At 39.4% G+C, this 18,867-nt stretch carries 18 protein-coding genes; 12 read left to right on the top strand and 6 right to left on the bottom strand.

Annotated features, from left to right (window positions below):
* Positions 1 to 8: 8 nt before the first annotated feature.
* Both NMG88_RS19360 and NMG88_RS19365 read right to left on the bottom strand, forming a co-directional pair.
* Entirely contained in the window at positions 9 to 614 is a 606-nt protein-coding gene (locus NMG88_RS19360; RefSeq protein ID WP_026785955.1) for a DUF2231 domain-containing protein, read from the bottom strand.
* Positions 614 to 1,111, bottom strand: a complete 498-nt coding sequence (locus NMG88_RS19365) for a DUF2231 domain-containing protein (RefSeq protein WP_026785954.1) — start codon at positions 1,109 to 1,111, stop codon at positions 614 to 616. The genes NMG88_RS19360 and NMG88_RS19365 overlap by 1 nt, the downstream gene beginning before the upstream one ends.
* Before the next feature lie 678 nt (positions 1,112 to 1,789).
* Between NMG88_RS19365 and NMG88_RS19370 the strand changes: the two genes are divergently transcribed.
* The 10 genes from NMG88_RS19370 to NMG88_RS19415 all read left to right on the top strand — a co-directional run bounded on the left by NMG88_RS19370 (position 1,790) and on the right by NMG88_RS19415 (position 10,811).
* Positions 1,790 to 2,140 (top strand): metal-sensing transcriptional repressor, encoded by a 351-nt coding sequence (locus NMG88_RS19370; protein WP_254033263.1) that lies wholly within the window; start codon positions 1,790 to 1,792, stop codon positions 2,138 to 2,140.
* A gap of 57 nt (positions 2,141 to 2,197) precedes the next feature.
* Complete coding sequence (locus NMG88_RS19375) at positions 2,198 to 2,842, top strand: hypothetical protein (protein ID WP_026785952.1); 645 nt, start codon at positions 2,198 to 2,200, stop codon at positions 2,840 to 2,842.
* 104 nt (positions 2,843 to 2,946) lie between these two features.
* Positions 2,947 to 4,584, top strand: coding sequence for an efflux RND transporter periplasmic adaptor subunit (locus NMG88_RS19380; RefSeq protein ID WP_254035714.1), 1,638 nt, complete (start codon positions 2,947 to 2,949; stop codon positions 4,582 to 4,584).
* A gap of 55 nt (positions 4,585 to 4,639) precedes the next feature.
* Complete coding sequence (locus NMG88_RS19385) at positions 4,640 to 7,954, top strand: efflux RND transporter permease subunit (RefSeq protein WP_081846421.1); 3,315 nt, start codon at positions 4,640 to 4,642, stop codon at positions 7,952 to 7,954.
* 1 nt (position 7,955) lies between these two features.
* Positions 7,956 to 8,087 carry an element excision factor XisH family protein gene (locus tag NMG88_RS19390; RefSeq protein WP_235753699.1) on the top strand — a complete coding sequence of 44 codons (132 nt, stop codon included), beginning with the start codon at positions 7,956 to 7,958 and terminating at the stop codon, positions 8,085 to 8,087.
* A gap of 537 nt (positions 8,088 to 8,624) precedes the next feature.
* On the top strand, positions 8,625 to 8,966 hold the full coding sequence (locus tag NMG88_RS19395; protein WP_227351204.1) for an element excision factor XisH family protein: 342 nt from the start codon (positions 8,625 to 8,627) through the stop codon (positions 8,964 to 8,966).
* A complete protein-coding gene (locus NMG88_RS19400; protein WP_042156192.1) occupies positions 8,954 to 9,289 on the top strand; it encodes a XisI protein in 336 nt (111 codons plus the stop codon). Before NMG88_RS19395 ends, NMG88_RS19400 begins: the two co-directional genes overlap by 13 nt.
* A 99-nt stretch (positions 9,290 to 9,388) precedes the next feature.
* Positions 9,389 to 9,976, top strand: a complete 588-nt coding sequence (locus NMG88_RS19405) for a GUN4 domain-containing protein (RefSeq protein ID WP_042156191.1) — start codon at positions 9,389 to 9,391, stop codon at positions 9,974 to 9,976.
* 12 nt (positions 9,977 to 9,988) lie between these two features.
* Positions 9,989 to 10,285 carry a hypothetical protein gene (locus tag NMG88_RS19410; RefSeq protein WP_227358154.1) on the top strand — a complete coding sequence of 99 codons (297 nt, stop codon included), beginning with the start codon at positions 9,989 to 9,991 and terminating at the stop codon, positions 10,283 to 10,285.
* Positions 10,286 to 10,559: 274 nt separating this feature from the next.
* Positions 10,560 to 10,811: a hypothetical protein gene (locus NMG88_RS19415; protein ID WP_042156186.1), complete on the top strand. Its 252-nt coding sequence runs from the start codon at positions 10,560 to 10,562 to the stop codon at positions 10,809 to 10,811.
* Between the two features lie 110 nt (positions 10,812 to 10,921).
* On the opposite strand, the gene pyk is transcribed toward NMG88_RS19415, so the two are convergent.
* From pyk to lgt, 4 genes are all read right to left on the bottom strand, one after another.
* Positions 10,922 to 12,349 carry a pyruvate kinase gene (pyk, locus tag NMG88_RS19420; RefSeq protein ID WP_330943331.1) on the bottom strand — a complete coding sequence of 476 codons (1,428 nt, stop codon included), beginning with the start codon at positions 12,347 to 12,349 and terminating at the stop codon, positions 10,922 to 10,924.
* 185 nt (positions 12,350 to 12,534) lie between these two features.
* Positions 12,535 to 13,347: an SDR family oxidoreductase gene (locus NMG88_RS19425; RefSeq protein WP_254033266.1), complete on the bottom strand. Its 813-nt coding sequence runs from the start codon at positions 13,345 to 13,347 to the stop codon at positions 12,535 to 12,537.
* A gap of 192 nt (positions 13,348 to 13,539) precedes the next feature.
* On the bottom strand, positions 13,540 to 14,328 hold the full coding sequence (cobM, locus tag NMG88_RS19430) for a precorrin-4 C(11)-methyltransferase (RefSeq protein ID WP_026785943.1): 789 nt from the start codon (positions 14,326 to 14,328) through the stop codon (positions 13,540 to 13,542).
* Between the two features lie 127 nt (positions 14,329 to 14,455).
* Complete coding sequence (gene lgt / locus NMG88_RS19435) at positions 14,456 to 15,319, bottom strand: prolipoprotein diacylglyceryl transferase (RefSeq protein WP_026785942.1); 864 nt, start codon at positions 15,317 to 15,319, stop codon at positions 14,456 to 14,458.
* A gap of 270 nt (positions 15,320 to 15,589) precedes the next feature.
* On the opposite strand from lgt, the gene NMG88_RS19440 reads away from it, so the two are divergent.
* Together NMG88_RS19440 and NMG88_RS19445 are read left to right on the top strand one after the other, a co-directional pair.
* The gene (locus NMG88_RS19440) at positions 15,590 to 18,202 is read left to right on the top strand and encodes a zinc metalloprotease HtpX (RefSeq protein ID WP_227381202.1); all 2,613 of its coding nucleotides are present in this window, start codon (positions 15,590 to 15,592) and stop codon (positions 18,200 to 18,202) included.
* A 460-nt stretch (positions 18,203 to 18,662) separates the two neighbouring features.
* Entirely contained in the window at positions 18,663 to 18,857 is a 195-nt protein-coding gene (locus NMG88_RS19445) for a hypothetical protein (RefSeq protein WP_042156174.1), read from the top strand.
* Positions 18,858 to 18,867 lie beyond the last annotated feature (10 nt).

Raw genomic sequence — 18,867 nt, forward strand, 5'->3', positions numbered from 1 at the left:
GTTTTCCCCTAGTTCAACAGCAAATTGGGATTTTCTCCGATCCGCAACAGCCGATCAGCAGTAATATGCACGCCAAACTCGGCTGCCAATTGCGCTCCCAGGGTTCCGTGAACGAACATCAAAGCGAAAATACCCAATCCGGCTACGAGGTAGAGCCACTGTACTTGCTGTGCTTGATCTTTACGCCATAGAAAGCGCTGAAACCCTCGCCATACAGTCATTGCCACGATTAACAGCAATAATACAACCCCACCGACTCCGTGCCAAAGCATGGTTTCCATCGCTTGTAAGCCCCAGGCGCTTTTGACATCTGCCTCTGGTGATGCTAACATGATTTCGTAGAAACCTGCTGCTACGGTAAAGAAGGTGATGATGGCGGCGGCGAGCATATTATACCAACCGACATCGAAGAAATTTGACCGGGTGGCGGGAATTGCTAAAAATTTGAAGATGGGTTTTTCCAGGGGAAATAGTACACCTACGATATCAAAGGCGATCGCCACAATAAACAATCCCAGGGTCAGATGCACTAGGTTAGGATGAATGGGCAGGGCGTAAGGTAAGCCATTAGCACCCAATTGTCCCTGGAGTTGGTCGATTAAATCATTATTCATTACAACAAGCCCTCCCGCACGGCTTCAACAACTCGAACTGTATGTAGTCCATAAACCCACACCAGCACATCTCCTAAATAAACTTGGAAAAATACTATTCCAGTTAACAGTATATTTACTCCTAAAAACGAGGGGGGCAAGGTTTTGGGATCGCGCGATCGCAATACATAGCGCCAGGCGGTAATTGCTGCAATAATCCCAGATAATGACCATCCTAGTATTGTATGCAGGTTCAAGGTTGATTCTGCTGCTGAGTAGGGTTCGGCTAATCCCGCTTCAATCTGTCCAAAAATAATAGCAATGAAGATGGAAATTGTCGCAAAAAACAAATTCCACCAACTGACTTCATACAGTCTAGGATTGCGGGTGACATAGCCAATTACATCACATAAAACCGCAAACAACACCATAGCAATCACAAAATGCACTACGATTGGGTGCATCGTGTCAGGATAGGGCAAATTATGGTCGTTAAGTGGGGGAAGATACTCGAACATGATATTTTTAATCTTGTAACTAAACCTAAAAATCCAGAATAAATTGCATCAAACCACTTAAAATAAATCAACCTGTCCGGTTGACAGCAGTTCTATAAAAGTTACTATGATCAGAAGTACCAATTCAGATCACAAAAAATTGCTTTGTCTTTAGGTCATATAATTTTAGCCTCATCCTCCTTTCTCGTTTTTAGTCAATTAATAATACATCATTTTGAGATAACTTGATTGAATTGAGTATATCAGCAATTTTGAAGCTGTATATCTTGTTCAATAAGTTTGACGAGTTGTCTTTTTCTAAATGCAGGATTTTGGGCAAAAATCAAGTGCTATAGCTACCCAATATACCGATTAAATATTGGCGATTTATAACATTTGACCTGACCTACTTTGCCCAAAATACAGTCAGGATGGTAGATATTTTTGTAACAAGCTATACATTATATCCGATGATACCGGAATATCTTCCTTTTCATCGGATAAATAGAACAAAATCCAGACAAAATTGTTCTATTTTTCCCTATTTTAAATATTAATTTAATTTTTAAAACCTTTGTAGTGCGAGGGTGATTGTTCCCTAGGTTGTATGTTTTAAATGCTGAACAGCTTATTGCGTACAGAAATATAAAATTGAGGTACAATCATAGAATATTTATCAATTGTACATCAACAAAACCGATGAATGAATTAGAACCGACGGTAGAAGAACTCAAGGATTTACTGGAACATCATGATCATGAACATTCTAGTCATCCCCATATTCATAGTCAAGAATCTTTGCGGAAAATAGTCAATCGTCTATCACGCCTAGAGGGACATATTCGAGGTGTCAAAACAATGGTACAGGAAAATCGTCCCTGTCCTGATGTCTTAATCCAAATTGCCGCGATTAGGGGAGCTTTAGATCGGGTAGCTAGAATTATTTTAGATGAACATTTGAGTGAATGTGTCGCCCGGGCTGCTAAAGAAGGAAATATTGATGTTGAAATTGAAGCATTAAAAGTGGCATTAGATAGATTTTTACCATAAATCAGTCATCAGTTTATTACGAATTACGAATTACGAATTATTACCCTAAGTTTAATTATGAAAAACAAGATCATTTTTGGTTTAATTTGGCTAGGATTTATTCTGTATGCGTTTATTTTTGCACCGCCGGATCAACCTGAAACTTTGGATTTAATCAAAAATCTATCAATGGGAAACTGGACAGGAATTAATCCGTTAATTATTGCCCTATTTAATATTATGGGAATTTGGCCGTTAATTTATAGTTGTGTTCTATTTATTGATGGACATGGACAAAAAACTCCGGCTTGGTTGTTTGCAACTTTATCTTTTGGGGTGGGTGCTTTTGCGATTTTACCTTACCTAGCTTTGCGCCAACCCAACCCTCAATTTTCAGGAAAAAAATCATGGTTTATAAAAATATTAGATTCTCGAATTACGGGACTATTATTAACATTAGGAACAATTATACTGGTGATTTATGGTTTAACCCAAGGCAATTGGGAAGATTTTATTCAACAGTGGCAAACTAGCCGTTTTATTCACGTTATGAGTCTGGACTTTTTATTATTAAGTATTTTGTTTCCAGTTTTATTAACAGATGATCGAGCTAGAAGAGGAATGGAAAAATCTGTAATATTGGAGTGGATTAGCTTAATTCCTTTGTTTGGGGCACTATTTTATTTAACAACAAGAGTACCTTTAAATGATCAAACTGAGTGATAAGAATTATTTTGCTGATCCCAAAATCATCAAAACATCATCTATAATAAACTTCCAATATTCTCAATTGAGTCTATTCTCCGTTTCCCGTTTTCGACAAAACCATGAACAAGCGTCTAGCATCTTGGAATTCCTATTTTCCTCTCATCCTAACTAGCTTTCTGATGAGTGCTTGTGGAGGTGAACCCCAAGCGGCGGCTCCTCCACCCGTCACGGTCAGGTTAGCAACCGTAGGCATGAGTAATGTTAGAGATACCAGCGAATTTAATGCCAGGGTCGAAGGAATTGAGAATGCGGTGATTCAACCCCGTGTTAATGGCTTAGTGAAACAGGTTTTTGTCCGCTTAGGCGATCGCATTTCCCAAAATACTCCCTTAATTGCAATTGACGGACAACAACAACAGGCGAATTATGAGGGTCAATTAGCCACTGTGAGCTCCAGAATCGCCCAACTCAATAGTGCTAGGGCTAATTTGGATGCCCAACGAGCAGAATTACAGCGAATACAGGCTCAACTGACCTATCAATCCCAAGAAGCGGATTTACAAGATGCTCAACAAAGCCTCGCCGCCGAAAAAAATGAAAAACAGCGATTAGAGTACGAATTAGAATATACCTCCGTTGCCGATGAGCTAAAAACCGCCCAAGAGAATGTACAGGTGGGAATCAAGGAACGCGATCGCCGACGGGCGATTATGGATGAACGAAAAAGAGCTTATGATCGTTATAAAGAACTGTATGACCAAGGGGTCGTATCCTCAGAAATCTACGATCAAAAATTGCGCGACTATCAAGCAACGGAATCGGATTTTGCCGCTCAAGAACGGGAGATTATGTCCCTCCAGGCGCGGGTAAGAACGGCCCAACAAAACCTAGAACGTCAAATTTCCACCTTAAATACCCAAATTGAGACGCAACAAAGACGGATCGATGCTTCTGGAGCCAAAGTTGAAAGTGCCTCGCAGAATTATAATCGTCAAGTCTCAACCCTGAGCGCTCAAATCGCCAGTCAAGAAAAGGTGATTGTGGCTCAAGAATCTGAGGTACAAAGACTCCAGCGCGATATTGACCAAGCTCGGTCAACCGCAACGGCTGGACAAATCCAATTGGGATATTATCAAATCAATGCCCCGATTGATGGGATAGTCGGGGAGGTAATGGTCAAAGCTGGAGATTTTGTCGATAGTCAAACTACAATTACCACCATTCGACAAAATGATTTATTAGAAGTTCAAATTAATATTCCCATTGAACGCCTTTCCCAAATTAGATCAGGAACTTTAGTCGAGCTTAGATCTCAAGAAACCGGAGCATTAATCGGAACCTCCCAGGTGTCCTATATTTCCCCCAGTGCGGGGACAGGAACCCAAACTATTTTAGTTAAAGCGATTTATGATAACCGTAATAATAGACTCCGAACCGATCAAATTGTCCGTGCTAAGGTAATCTGGGAACAACAATCGGGAATCACCGTTCCCGTAACTTCGATTAGTCGAGTTGGCGATCAAAGTTTTGTCTTTGTCGCCCAAGAACAAACTCAGGACGGGAACACTCGATTAATCGCTAAACAAAGACCCGTGCAGTTAGGCAGTATTCAAGATCAGAGCTTTGAAGTTCGCTCGGGTTTAAAAACTGGAGAAAAAGTGGTTATAGATGGCGTGGTCAAGTTACGAGATGGCACACCCATTACGGATAAAAAACAGCAACCCACCACCGACGCCCCCTCACCCGGAAAACAATAAATTACCTGGTTAATCGCCAACCCCCCACTAACTGCCAACCCCTGAGAAGATTGCTATGCTTCTGTTTGTTCAAACTTTTATTAAACGACCTGTCCTAACGACAGTCTGTAGTATCCTGATTATTTTGGTGGGTGCTATCTCGATTCCCCTGCTGCCGATTACTCAACTTCCTAACCTGGCGAATACCCAAATTAGTATTGTTGGGGTCAACACTGGGGCGGATGCGGAAACAACGGAAACCACCGTGACCACGATCATCGAGAGGGAAATTAACGGGGTGGAGGGGATGAAATATCTTTCCTCCAGTACGGGAAATAACGGCATCAGTAATATTTCCGTGTTTTTTCCCAATGATGTTGATCGGAATATTGCCCAAGTTAACGTTCAAAACCGAGTCGCTCAGGCTGAGTCTAATTTACCTGATGTTGTCAGGCAAATTGGGCTTTCGGTGCAGGCGTCATCCCCTAGTATTCTATTGGTGATCGGTTTTTATTCTGATACAGACGAAAGCGGAAAACCGATATATGACACCACATTTATTAGTAATTATATTGATCTTTTTATTGTTGACCAATTGAGCCGGGTTCCTGGGGTGGGTCAGGTGACAATCTTTGGAGAGCGCAAATATGCCATGCGGCTATGGCTTGATCCATCTCGAATGGCCGCCAGGGGATTAACGGCCCAGGATGTGGCCTCAGCATTAAGAACACAAAACGTCCAGGTAGGGGCCGGAAAAATCGGTCAACAACCCACACCCGCCGATCAACTCTTTGAAATTCCCCTACAGGCTGCTAGTCGCCTCCGCACCGTCGAGGAATTTGAACAAATGGTACTCAAAACCACCGACAGTGGAGAGTTAATCACCATTAAGGACGTGGGCCGAGCCGAGTTAGGGGCAGAAAATTATGATTTGGAATCGACCTATAATGGCAAACCGGCAGTGGGTTTGGGGATTTATCAACTTCCGGGTAGTAATGCCCTAGAAACCGCCGCCCAACTTAAAGCCACAATGGCGGAACTGAGTAAAAATTTCCCACCGGGCGTTAACAGCCAGATTGCCTATGACACCACCCTATTTATTAATGTGTCTCTGAGGGAAGTGGCAATTACCCTGATTATGGCTATTGCCCTAGTGGTGCTGGTGATTTTTGTATTTTTGCAGGATTGGCGAGCCACCTTAATTCCTGCCGTTGCTATTCCCGTGGCTCTGATTGGGGCGATGGCTGGGTTGAAAGCCCTGGGCCTGGAACTAAATACTTTAACCCTATTTGCTTGTACCTTAGCCGCAGGTTTAGTCGTGGACGATGCCATCGTGGTTGTCGAAGCGGTGATGATCAAAATTGAACAAGGGATGAAACCTCTGCAAGCCGCCCTAGATGCCATGTCAGAACTGACCGGGGCGATCATTGCCACCTCGATTGTTTTGCTGGCGGTGTTTGTTCCGGTCTTGTTTTTCCCAGGAACAACGGGGGTAATTTATAAACAATTTGCGGTGACAATTATTTTTGCGGTGGTGTTTTCTACCTTTAATGCCCTTTCCTTTTCTCCTAGTATGGCAGGGCTATTGTTACGTCGCCAAAAGAAAACCGGGGGGCCTTTGGGGTGGTTTTTTGACCAATTTAACCGAGGTTTTGGGTGGGTACAGGAAAAATATGCTGGAGTTGTTACCTTTCTCACCAAGATTAATGCTTTGGTGATGATTATATTTGTGGCCGGGTTAGCAGCAACGGTATTTGTTTATCAACAAGTGCCATCGGGGTTTGTCCCAGAAGAAGATCAGGGCTATTTAATCGTGATCTTTCGGACTCCTGATGGGGTGTCCCTCAACTATACCGCTAGGGCTGCTGAACAAATTGTGGATCGGACTTTGGCAATTCCTGAAATTGAAAGTGTGTTTGCGATTCCTGGGTTTGGTTTTGAGGGACAGAATCCCAGTCAGGGGATTGCTTTTGTGTTACTCAAACCTTGGGATCAGCGACCGGATGCCTCTCAATCGGTGTTTGGGGTTCTAAGACGATTAAATGGGTCGTTACAATCTATTCCTGAAGTTCAAGCCTTTGCGGTGAATGCTCCCCCGGTGCAGGGTTTGAGTACCACCGGAGGCTTTGAATTTCAGTTATTAGATACAACCGGAAATTTACCGATTCAATCCTTAGTGGAAAATGGCAATCGTTTAATTGGAGCGGCTAATGCTAATCCGACTTTTGCCGGGGTATTTAGTCAGTTTTCTGCTAGTAAGGCTCAGAAAAGGGTTGAGGTATTGCGCGATCGCGCTAATGCTTTGAATGTGGATGTGAACCAAATCTTTAGTACCTTACAAACCTATTTGGGGTCATCATATATTAATGACTTTGTTTTAGGTCAACGTCAATATCGGGTTGTGGCTCAAGCGGAAAAACAATTCCGCGCCCGACCGGAGGATATTACTCAATTATATGTGCGTTCCCGGGATGGAGAGATGATTTCCCTGAGTAATTTGGTGAAACTCACGGATTTTGTCGGGCCAGAAACTATTAACCATTTTAATATCTTCCGTTCCATGCTAATTCAAGGAAACCCGGCTCCTGGATTTAGTACGGGTCAAGCGATCGCTGTTATGGAAAAATTAGCCTCTGAGGTCTTAGACCCCGGTTTTGATTATGCTTGGCAGGGTAGCGCCTTGGAAGAAAAGTCTTCTGGGGGGGCGGCGATTTTAATTTTCGGATTAGCATTTATTATGGCTTTTCTGGTGCTATCAGCCCAGTACGAAAGTTATATTGATCCGATGATTATTATGTTATCGGTGCCTCTGGCGGTCTTGGGAGCGATGGCCGCGGTTTGGTTCCGGTCGAATGTTCTCTTGCAAGGGACGGTCTGGCCCCTGATTACTAATGATGTTTATGTGCAGGTGGCCTTGGTGATGTTGATTGGTTTGGCTTCTAAAAACTCGATTCTGATTGTGGAGTTTGCCAACCAACTGCGGGACAAGGGTTTAAGTATTACCCAAGCCGCAATTCAAGCGGGGGAACAACGGTTCCGACCGATTCAAATGACTGCTATTTCTAGTTTGATCGGGTTCTGGCCGTTAGTTATTGCTTCTGGTGCGGGTTCTAGTAGTCGTTGGTCATTGGGTACGGCTATTTTTGGGGGTTTATTAGCAGGAACCCTATTAAGTTTGTTAATTACTCCAAACCTTTATATTACGGTTAAAACCCTAGAAGAACGTTTTCTGAAAGGGAAAAAATCCGATAAATCTAATAACAATAAATCGGATAAAAATCAACCTCCCTCTCCACCGGAAGATCCCCATTCTCCGGGTAAAACTTCTGAGACTTTAGCCACCTCGGATAATGGTTCTATTCAACCAGATAGCAGTTTAAGTAAACCCTAAATTGTTACCGATCAATCATGATAGACTCAAGTTAACCCGGTTAGGAGGACTAGCATCCACAATGGCTAAAGATGTTTTCCATCAACAGGTTAGAAATGCTTTAATTAAAGATGGATGGGTGCGATTCGTTTAACCAAAAATAAGCTGAAAAGATTATGGGACGGTTAACCCAGTTGTTAAGACTGGTGATAACTGATTACATTTATGGGTGAGCCACCATGCGGCAAGTCCCATCCCTCAAGTGCTGAGGTGAAAGCATAACCCCTAGTTTGTTTGGGTAGCATCCATCAGGCTAAAGCGGGGTTAAAAGGTAGAACTACTAGAAGCCAAATCCAGTAACTATCGAGCAAGAAGTCTATGCGTAGCGAAAGCAAAGATGTGTCTGAACCATCGTAATTTTAAATGGTGCAATGGCTAAATCAAGATTAAACCCGTTAAAAATACGGTAAAAGACTGATTAGCACCAAGCCAAAAGGCAAGGATAGGGCATAAGCGGTTCCATTCTCCGACTTATAAGCACCGCCCAATAAACCCGGTGGATAGCATCACGCTAAAGATTTCAAACAAATGTGTAATCGGAACGAAGTAATCCCCATATATCTCTGGAGAGGTAGAAATCCAGTAAGTAGCTAACGAACGATATATGGGGAAGGGATGGTATCAAAAGCGAATGCTTTTTCGCATTAGCGAATCCATAAAATTACAAATTGATTTGGCGGCAGAAAGTGCGATCGGTGCAGAAAAAGATTCCGAAAAAATTGCTGTAGAAATTAAAAGCTTTATTGGAGACTCTGATATTAGCTCTTTTCACACTGCCTTGGGACAATATCTTAACTATTGTCAAGCCCTGGAAGAAAAAGAACCGGAGCGCATTGTTTATTTAGCAATTCCTTCTGAAACTTATAAGGATTTTTTTCAACTTTCTTTCATCCAACGTGCTTTGAGACGTTACCAAGTCAAGCTAATAATTTATGATCCAAAATTAGAGGAGATTAAGCAATGGATAAAGTAGAACATTATCGACAATTGATTAAACAAATTCTGACCGAACACGCCGAGATCGCAACGACTGAGGATACGGTGAAGGCAGAGTTAATCTTTGATAGTGAACATGACCATTATCAACTCGCTTATGTGGGTTGGCAAGGAGATAAGCGGGTATTTGGCCCGGTGATACACTTTGATATTCAAGAGGGCAAAATTTGGATTCAGTATAATGGGACTGAAGACTCTGTTGCCCAGAGATTGGTGGATATGGGCGTACCAACTTCAGATATTATTCTGGGTTTTCATTCCCCTTTCAAACGCCAATTTACGGGTTATGCAATGGGCTAGTTTAGTTGTATAAATGATAAAAAAACTGGGCCGAAGTTAACAGGTATTATGATGGCTATGGTTAGTCGTAAACTTTCAATCATCAATCCTCTATAAAATATGTCAAACGCATCGCAACAACCCAAACAGTCTAAACCTCAATCTCAACCTTTGAGTTTAGATGCTTTATTAGAACGAGTTGAACGCTTAGAACAGAAGTTAGATAAAGCGTTATTATTATTAACGGATGTATACCGATACCAAAAATTACGGGATTTTTTAGAAGCTGGAAATTGGAAAGAAGCAGATCAAGAAACCACAAGAATTATGTTAGAAATCATGAATAAAAATAGCCTAGACGATATTATTCCTGATGAGATTATGATTTTTCCCTGTAGTGCATTAAGTCTACTTGATCAACTATGGATGAGTTACAGTAAAGATCGTTTTGGCTTTAGTGTTCAACAACAAATTTATACCCGGTTGGGAGGAAATGATGATATTTCTGATATTGATATGAAAGTTTTACAGGCGATGGAGGCTGAATTTGGATGGAGCGTGAATAATAAGTTATTAGATTATGAAGATCTTGATTTTAGTTCAGAAGCTCCTGTGGGGTGTCATCCTTCTGGATGGTGGCGATCGCCATACGGGGGAAAAATGGCGGTTTATTTTATTGCTCGTTTAATTAGTTGCGGTGTTGATTGATCTGGAGAATTTATGAATTTCAATGGATTTAATCACTGGTTGAGTCAAAGACAAATTCAACTCTTAGAATCCGCTTATCAAAGCGCCCAAGAAATTAAAGCCCTAGAAGATAAATATTTTCAGGGATGGGAAGTTTTATTAGAAGGTGCGATCGCTCATTTTGGACTCCCAGAAAGTAGAGTAGCGGTGAATGCTTTTATTGCAACGGTTCCCGTGATTATTGATTCTTGTATCAAATTCTGGATTTTTAGCTATCTCACCCGTTATTCTCCGGCCGCTTCTGCTATTTACGAACGCATGAATACCTAATCTATATATAATTTGTAGCCTGCTGATTAATAGTTCCCATAAAAACTTATATTTTCAGTATGTCAGTTGAATATATCAGTATTTTATACTAACAAGGAAAGCCCCCATTTATCAAAGATTAAGCCTCTAAAATTCTACAAGTTGCATCAACTTTTTTTAATTTTTGTAAACAAGATTAAAAATATAGTTGAAAAACTGAAAAATAGAGCTACTTTTAGAATATAAGGCTATGATTGCAAAAAATTATATTTAGGGTTATCCAAGGCAGGTCATTATGAATATGCGACTGGTAATTTTTTCTGGAATGATGATGATGATAGTAGGTACAATTGCCGGACTAGGTGCTTCTAAATACAGCGAGAAACACTATCAATGCTGTAATATCGGCCCCGCCTTGGACTTAGGTTATAGTCAGTCAAGGGCTCCCCGGACTTATGCTATAGCAGGGGCGGCAATGGGTTTCATTTTTGGTTCTACCCTAGAGTTAGTCAGACAATCTACACCTCAAGAAGCGAAAAAGCGATAATAGGGAATGGGGATCACGGATTTAAGAGGATTTCACGGATTTCACGGATTTTAATCTGTGTTAATCTGCGTAATCATCTTCAATCCGTACTTTTCGGTTTTGTTAATAGCTTAATCGGCAATTGTGTGAATCTTCAAGAAATTTGTGCCTTTTGCTTTCTTGGTTGGAACACCTCCAATAATTAATATTTTATCCCCAATTTGAGCTAATGGCCCTTCTAGTAATTTAGTTTGGGCGAGATCAATTAATCCTTCAAAAGAGTCCACTTGATGTTCTAATAAAATCGGTTTAACACCCCAAACTAAGTTTAAACGGTGATAAACCTTTAGATTGGGAGTTAGGGCGATAACGGGAACTTTAGGTCGTTCTCCTGCTGCTAAAATAGCCGTATATCCTGTGCTGGTATAAGCAACAATACAATGCAAATTCAAGACTTTATCAATCGTATTTAAAGCTTCACTTAAAGCATGAGTTTCATCGGACATCACCGGAGGATAATTTTTAAACTCGATTTCCGGTTCGACATCACTGGCAATTCTGGATAACATTTGTACTGCTTTCACCGGGAATTTACCAACAGCAGATTCTCCAGATAACATGACCGCATCCGTACCATCAATAATTGCATTCGCAACATCACTTGCTTCTGCACGGGTGGGACGTGCACTGTGAATCATACTATCTAACATTTGGGTAGCAGTAATCACTGGAATCCCTTTTTGATTACACATCCGAATGATTTGTTTTTGCAATAATGGCACTTTCTCAGGACTCATTTCTACCCCTAAATCCCCCCGTGCTACCATTAAACCATCACATTCATTAATAATAGATTCTAAATTGGCGATCGCTTGAGGTTTTTCAATTTTTGCCATGACCGGAATATCCGATGCGCCCTTTTCAATTAATAATGCTTTTAAGGCTTGAACATCCTCCGCACGGCGAACAAAACTCAAAGAAACCCAGTCTACACCCTGGGAAATTCCAAAATCTAAATCCTGTTGATCTTTTTCCGTTAAGGAGGGAAGACGCAAAATTAGACTCGGTAAATTAACTCCTTTTCTACTTTTTAGGATTCCCCCTTCAATCACCCGACATATAACGGCATTTCCCTGAATTTCTTCTATTTTTAATTCTAATAATCCATCATCTAGTAAAACTTGCGCTCCGAGGTCGGCTTCTTCTGCTAAATAGGGATAATCAATGGGGGCTGTATTCGGTTGATTGTCAAAATTATCTAAGGGAACTAAGGTTAATAATTCTCCTTGAACTAATTCTATTTCTTCCGATGGTAGCTTACCAATTCTAATTTTTGGGCCTTGTAAATCTTGTAATAAAGTAATCGGGGCATTGCATTCTTTGGAAACTTGCCGCAACAATCCTACCATTTCCGCATGATCTTCATAACTACCATGGGAAAAATTTAATCGGGCGACATTCATTCCCGCATTCACCATTTGACGAATGATCTCTGGGGATTTACTAGCAGGGCCAATAGTCGCAACAATTTTTGTTCTGTGGTGTAAAGGTTTGATCATTTTCTCTCCTCAATTAACAGTTGTAAACAGGGGACTATATTCAGCAATATCTGCGATTAATCTGATTGATCAAATAACAATCTAGGATTAATTATAGCAAATTTAGCAATTTAATTCAACAATTATATTGATTATTTTTTTGAATTGACCAATCCATGTTTAATTTAATGACATTTAACATTTTCTTAACCTTTTATTGATTGAATTAGGCGATCAAAATAGCGATTTAATAAGGGAAACAATAAACTATGGAAATAATTTAAAATTTTCATTTCTAACCCGGGAGCGATCGCAAATTTATTTTTATTAATTCCTCGAATAATTGCTTGAGCAATATCTTCTGGTTCCCAAGGTTTAACAGTTCCCGTAATTGCTTTTGTTTCTAAAGGTTTGGTTTTATTTTCAGCGATTAATTGCGGGGTATTTGTATCAGGAGGATAAACAATAGAAACTTGTATTCCCAAGGGTTTTAATTCCCCGCGCAAGGATTCTGCTAACCCTCTTAAAGCAAATTTAGTTGGACTATAGGTTGTATAACCATAAATCCCAATTAATCCCGCTCCCGATGAAATTATAATAATTTTACCATATTTTTGCTCGATCATTTTAGGTAAAATCTCTCGAATACAATACAGAGATCCCCAATAATTAACAGCCATTGTTTGTTCAAATATTTCAATAGGAAGTTCTTGAAAATAACCAGGATATGCCATACCCGCCGAGAGAATTAAAATATCCACACTCCCCAAAAGATTAATTGCTGTTTCTATTATATTTTCCACTTCTTCCCGTACAGAAACATCCGCCGAAAGGGTAAAAACCTTCTGATTTTGAGATAATTTTACTGCTTCAATTTCTATTTTAGCTTGGTCGAGAGTTTTTTGATTTCTAGCAATAATTGTTAAATTTGCACCTAAACTTGCTAATAATTGAGCCGTTGCTTTACCAATTCCACTCGAACCTCCGGTAATAATAATATTTTTTTGATTAAAATTCATATAATTAAAAGAAGGTATAGTCTAGTTACTCTAGTTACTCTAGTTCCCTGGTTCTACCAGGGAATTTATAAAGGGAGGCTCTGCCTCCTCTAAACTCCTATATTAAATCATATTTTGGGGTTAATATTAGGAAAGAGGCAGAGCCTCTTTTTTTTGTTTCTAGGTAGAACCTAGAAACGAGGTTAAAGCAGGTTAGGGACGGAATAAATGGGAATGTTCCGGGTTATATAATTTAGATCTTAAAGTTGAAGTATGGGGAGTTTTTGCTAACGCAGGACTAATAACATATAATGTAGTTCTAATTAAGTTTTCTTCCTGGGTCACTTGTGCCATTTTTTCTAAGGGAACTACCCGGATTTTCTCATCAGGCCATCCTAAACGATAACAAATAGCAATCGGCATTTCTGGGGGATAATATTTGATTAACTTTTGCTGAGTTTCTTCCACATAACGCGCACTCAAATATAAACATAAACTGGCTTTATGAGCCGCTAAACTTTCTAATTCCTCATCCGCAGGAACACCAGTTGCTCTCCCACTCACCCTGGTTAAAATAATCGTTTGGACTAATTCTGGGATAGTTAATTCTATTTTTAATTTGGCTGCTGCATCTTGAAAAGCACTAATTCCAGGGACAATTTCAAACTCAATTTCTGCTTCTATTAACTGTTGTATTTGTTCATAAATAGCCCCATATAAACTCGGATCACCCGAATGTAATCTAACAACAGAATACCCTTTATCAACTCGTTCAATCATAAAAGGAACAATTTCTTCTAAAGTTTTATCAGAGGTTTTAACTAATTCTGCATCCGCTTTAACCCCTTTTAAAATCTGTTGAGGAACCAAAGAATCGGCAAATACAATCACATCCGCCGAGGCTAATAATCTTTGAGCTTTCACAGTTAATAACTCTGGATCACCTGGGCCAGCCCCAACAATATAAACCGCAGCTTTGAGTAATCCGATATCGGGTTCCATAAGGTTCTAAATTTCTTGAAATTGATGCTAGATTTTTACTTTTTCCGGATCTGAATTGATTTACCGAGAAGACAAGAATGGTAGATGCACCCTGGTTAAAGCCCTAGACTCAATTGTCAGGGCTTTTTTATTCGGATTCCGAGGGATGGGATTTCTGTACAATATCGGGTAAGGTTCGCTTCAATCCATATAACCAAATTAAACCGAATAACCCTAACATCATTCCCGTTAAACTGACCAGTTGAGCAATTTTTAAAGATCCCAACATTAAACTATCCGTGCGTAATCCTTCAATCCAAATTCTACCACTACTATAGGTCAATAAATAGACCAAGAATATTGTCCCTGGTTTTAAAAGATATTTGCCTTTTAAACCTTTTAAAAATAAGGTAATTAATAGGGCAAATATAGTTAAATTCCACAGGGATTCATACAAAAAAGTCGGGTGAAAATATTCGTAGGATTCAAAACCATCAGGGCGACGCTCCGGCGGAATATAGAGTTTCCAAGGTAAGTCCGTTGGACTTCCGAAGGCTTCAGAATTAAAAAAGTTACCCCATCTGCCGATAGCTTGACCTAAAATCAAGGAAGGGGCAATTATATCGGTTAATTGCCAAAAGGGAATTTGTTTGATTTTAGCGAATAGTAAAGTCGCTATTAATCCGCCTATAATTGCTCCATGAATGGCAATTCCTCCCTTCCAAATTGCAATAATATTACCGGGATTCTGGGCATAACTTTCCCATTGAAATACCACATAATATAGTCTAGCAAAAGGAATCGCCCCAATCACTAACCAAATCGCTAAATCTCCTATGAGTTCGGGATCAATTTGGCGACGACTGGCAAGATACCCAGATAAGGATACTCCAATCAAGACCGCCGAGGCAATTAACAAGCCATACCACCGAATTGATAACGGCCCAATTTCAAAGATGATGGGGCCGGGAGAGGTAAATTGAAATGCTAGAAATAAGGAATTTGTATCCATAATAGCTGATTTTGAGCCAAGCCATTTTATCATCTCCTGGGGATCAAAGGTCAGGTTTAATTTTTTTTCCTAGAATAAAGTTGATCAAAATATTATATCAAAGGAATTTTAAGATATTTTAATCGAGAAAATGGGTACAATAGGATTTATTATGCTTTTCGTCAATTTTTAACCCTTTAGATGAGATCGAATCAATCATTTTTATGATTTCCGGGTATGGATTTCCCCTGAAACGGTTAATGTTAATTTGTTTTAATTTTAATTTCTCCTATGTCTTCCTCCAATTTACCCCCCAATTCATCGGATTTAGCATCGGGATTAGCTGCATTAAAACAGAAGGATTATCAACAGGCGATCGCTTTTTTAGAACCTATTGCTCAATCTCAGGATTCGGGTCAATTCAAGGCGCAAATGGGGTTAGTGATTGCCTATGAACGCACAGGAAATACTAAATTAGCGATTAATTTATGTCAGAGTTTAACTCAATCTCAGCAGGAAAATATTAAAAATTGGGCTACGGATTATTTAAGAAAATTATTAAAACGCAATCCCCCTAAACCCCAAAATATTAACCCTAATATTGAACCTCAATCTTCAGAATTACCCCCTATTTCAGAAACGGGTTTTATCCCCTTAAATCCTAATCTACAACCCACAAAAGCTAAATCAACTCTAGCTAAAACTCCCAAACTTTCTTCCCCAGCACCTCCGAAAAATTCTCCGAATCCTTCTTTATCTCAACCCACGCCTTTAAATATCAAAAAAACCGAAAAAATCCCCCCAAATTCTAAAGCAAAAATTCCCGTTTCTCCGATTAATTTAGAACCGGAAATTATTTCACCTCCTCCCCCTCCCCCAGTTCAAGAATGGCAATGGCGACAAGCGGGACGAGCTACGAATTGGCAACAGCTTAAACCCTTACAATCGAGTCTTTTTAAACTAGAACAATTATTAATGGCTGTCGGTTTAACTTGGTTTATTCCGATTATTTTTGCTTTTATTAATAATAGTTTAAATCAAATTTGGATTTGGCAACCTATTTTAAATACTTGGGAACAATTATCCCGTCAACCTTGGCAAATTGTTTTGATTATTTTATTTATTTTTGCTGTAGGTTGGATTTGGCAAACTTCCCGATTGTTTGCTGAACTTTTCCTAACTGTTTTAGCAATTATTTGGTTAACTCCTCGTTTATTAGAGGAATTAATGAAACTCACGAATGATGGTTTATCTTGGCTGCCTATTGTACAACCTATTCCTTTATTTTATTATAACCCAACTCAAACAGTTTATATCACAATATTCGGTTTATTTCTATTCTCTCCTTGGTTATGGGATGGACTACTTAAACTTAGTTATGGATTAAAACCTTTACCTTTAACCACATTATTTAATCAGAGTCAAGAAACCAATAAACTATTAAGAAATTATTGTCAAAAGAAAAAATTTAAAGTTCCTCAAATTAAACTATTACCCATTGATGATCCGGTAATTTTTTCCTATGGAAGTTTACGACGATTTGCCCGAATAGTGGTAAGTCAAGGATTATTAGACCAATTAACAGAAGATGAAATTGCTGTGATTTTTGCCAGGGAAATTGCCACCATTGGGGAATGGGATTTCGCGGTGATGTCTTTTGCTACCCTGGTCAGTCAAATTCCCTATTTAATTTATTGGTATTTAGCAGAATTAACCGAAAAATTACCCAATCTTAATATTCCGATTCCAGCCAGTATCCGAGGTATTTTATATCAAATTTTGAATGCGATCGCTATTTTTATTTGTCCTTTATGTTATGGATTATATAAACTTTTAAGATTTCCCTCCTTGTATTTATCCCGTCGTCGAGTTTATTATAGCGATCGCATTGCTTGTAACCTGACTGGAAATCCTAATGCTTTAAGTCGTGCGTTGTTAAAAATAACGATGAAATTATCCCAAACTATTCAAAATCAAGGACAAACTAACTTTATCTTAGAATCTTTCGATAGATTGATTCCGATTAATCATCAACAAGCTTTAACCTTTGGTAGTTTAACAGCTTACAGATCAATCAATTCTTTATTAACCTGGGATTTAACTAATTGTTACACCCCCGAATTAACCTTAAATCAATCCCATCCCCTAATCGGAGAACGCTTAAAAATCCTCGGTCTTTATGCGAATTATTGGAAATTAGAACCCGAATTTGATCTATCGAATATTACCCCAGCTAAACCCCCCAAATTACTCACCAACAATTCCCCATTATTACTACAAGGAGCACCGTTTTTTGGTATTCCCGCCGGAATGATCATTGGGGGAATCATTTGGTTAATGGGAGGAGTTTGTTCTCTTTTAGGACTATGGCAGTTAGAATGGTTATGGGGAGACTATTGGATTATGGCAGGTTCAATTACCATTGGTTGTGGTTTAGGTATTTTAACTCGGATTAATTATTTTTTTCCTGAAATCAAACCCCCTAATATTTTAAATCAACCTAACTTATCAGATTTGGTGAGCAACCCCCAGACTATTCCCGTTGATAGTCAACCGATTTGTTTAAGGGGTCAACTCCTCGGTCGAAGGGGTTTAAGAAATACCTTTGCTCAAGATTTAATCCTACAAACCCCAAGCGGAATTATCAAACTCCATTATCTCCCCGAAAAAACCCCCCTGACCAATTTTTTGCCTAGAATTCGTCATCCCCATGAATTAATCACTCAAAATATTAAGGTAACGGGATGGTGGCGACGGGGGGCGATACCTTGGGTGGATGTGGAAACCTTAGAAACCTCCGATTCTAGGACAGTGCTACGAGGCGGACATCCCCTGTGGTCAACGATTTTAGCCGTTATTCTAACCCTATCGGGGGTTTATCTAGCATCTCAAGGAGGCTGGTAAAAAGAAGTTGATCCAGAAAGATTGCTTTTTTTGACCGATTAGTGATACATTCTTTAACCAAAGAGTCAAAACAACCTTATTCCTTTTTGGATAGAGTTATTCTGATTACTCTGTTGATGAAAGTTCAGAAAGTTTGCCAAATCAAATACAAAAATCTTGGCAGAACCCTAGAACTATGTTCCATGATGTGCTATCCTAGGGATTGTCTTATGATGATCCGGTACTGGAAAACCCAATAGCAAAGGTTCTAGGTTCCATTCAATAGCCTGACTAATACGAGGCGAAGCAGCAACTTAAAGAAGTGATCCAATTTTTGTTGAATGCTGTAATCAACTATTGGCAATGCAAAGTCAGGAAGTTAACATTCGGTGAGTTAACTTTATATGGTTTTAGCTATAGGAAGTTAAATCTATTTTTGAACACAGAGATAACAAGACTCTATAGCATTAAGTTTTGACAGATGGCAAAAAGTTTACAAGACAACCTAGCAAACCCGCTTTCCCTACATGATAAGTTCAACATGGAGAGAATAATAGGACTTTATCTTAATTTTAAGATGAAGTTGGTTGTTGAGTTTAATTTAACCAACCCAAGTGCTGATGGCTTGGGGGTTGATCCTCAACTTGTGTTTTTAAACAACACAGGTTGGGGATGATTTCGTTTAC

This window comes from Planktothrix agardhii (genome assembly GCF_904830935.1).
Taxonomy (GTDB): domain Bacteria; phylum Cyanobacteriota; class Cyanobacteriia; order Cyanobacteriales; family Microcoleaceae; genus Planktothrix; species Planktothrix agardhii.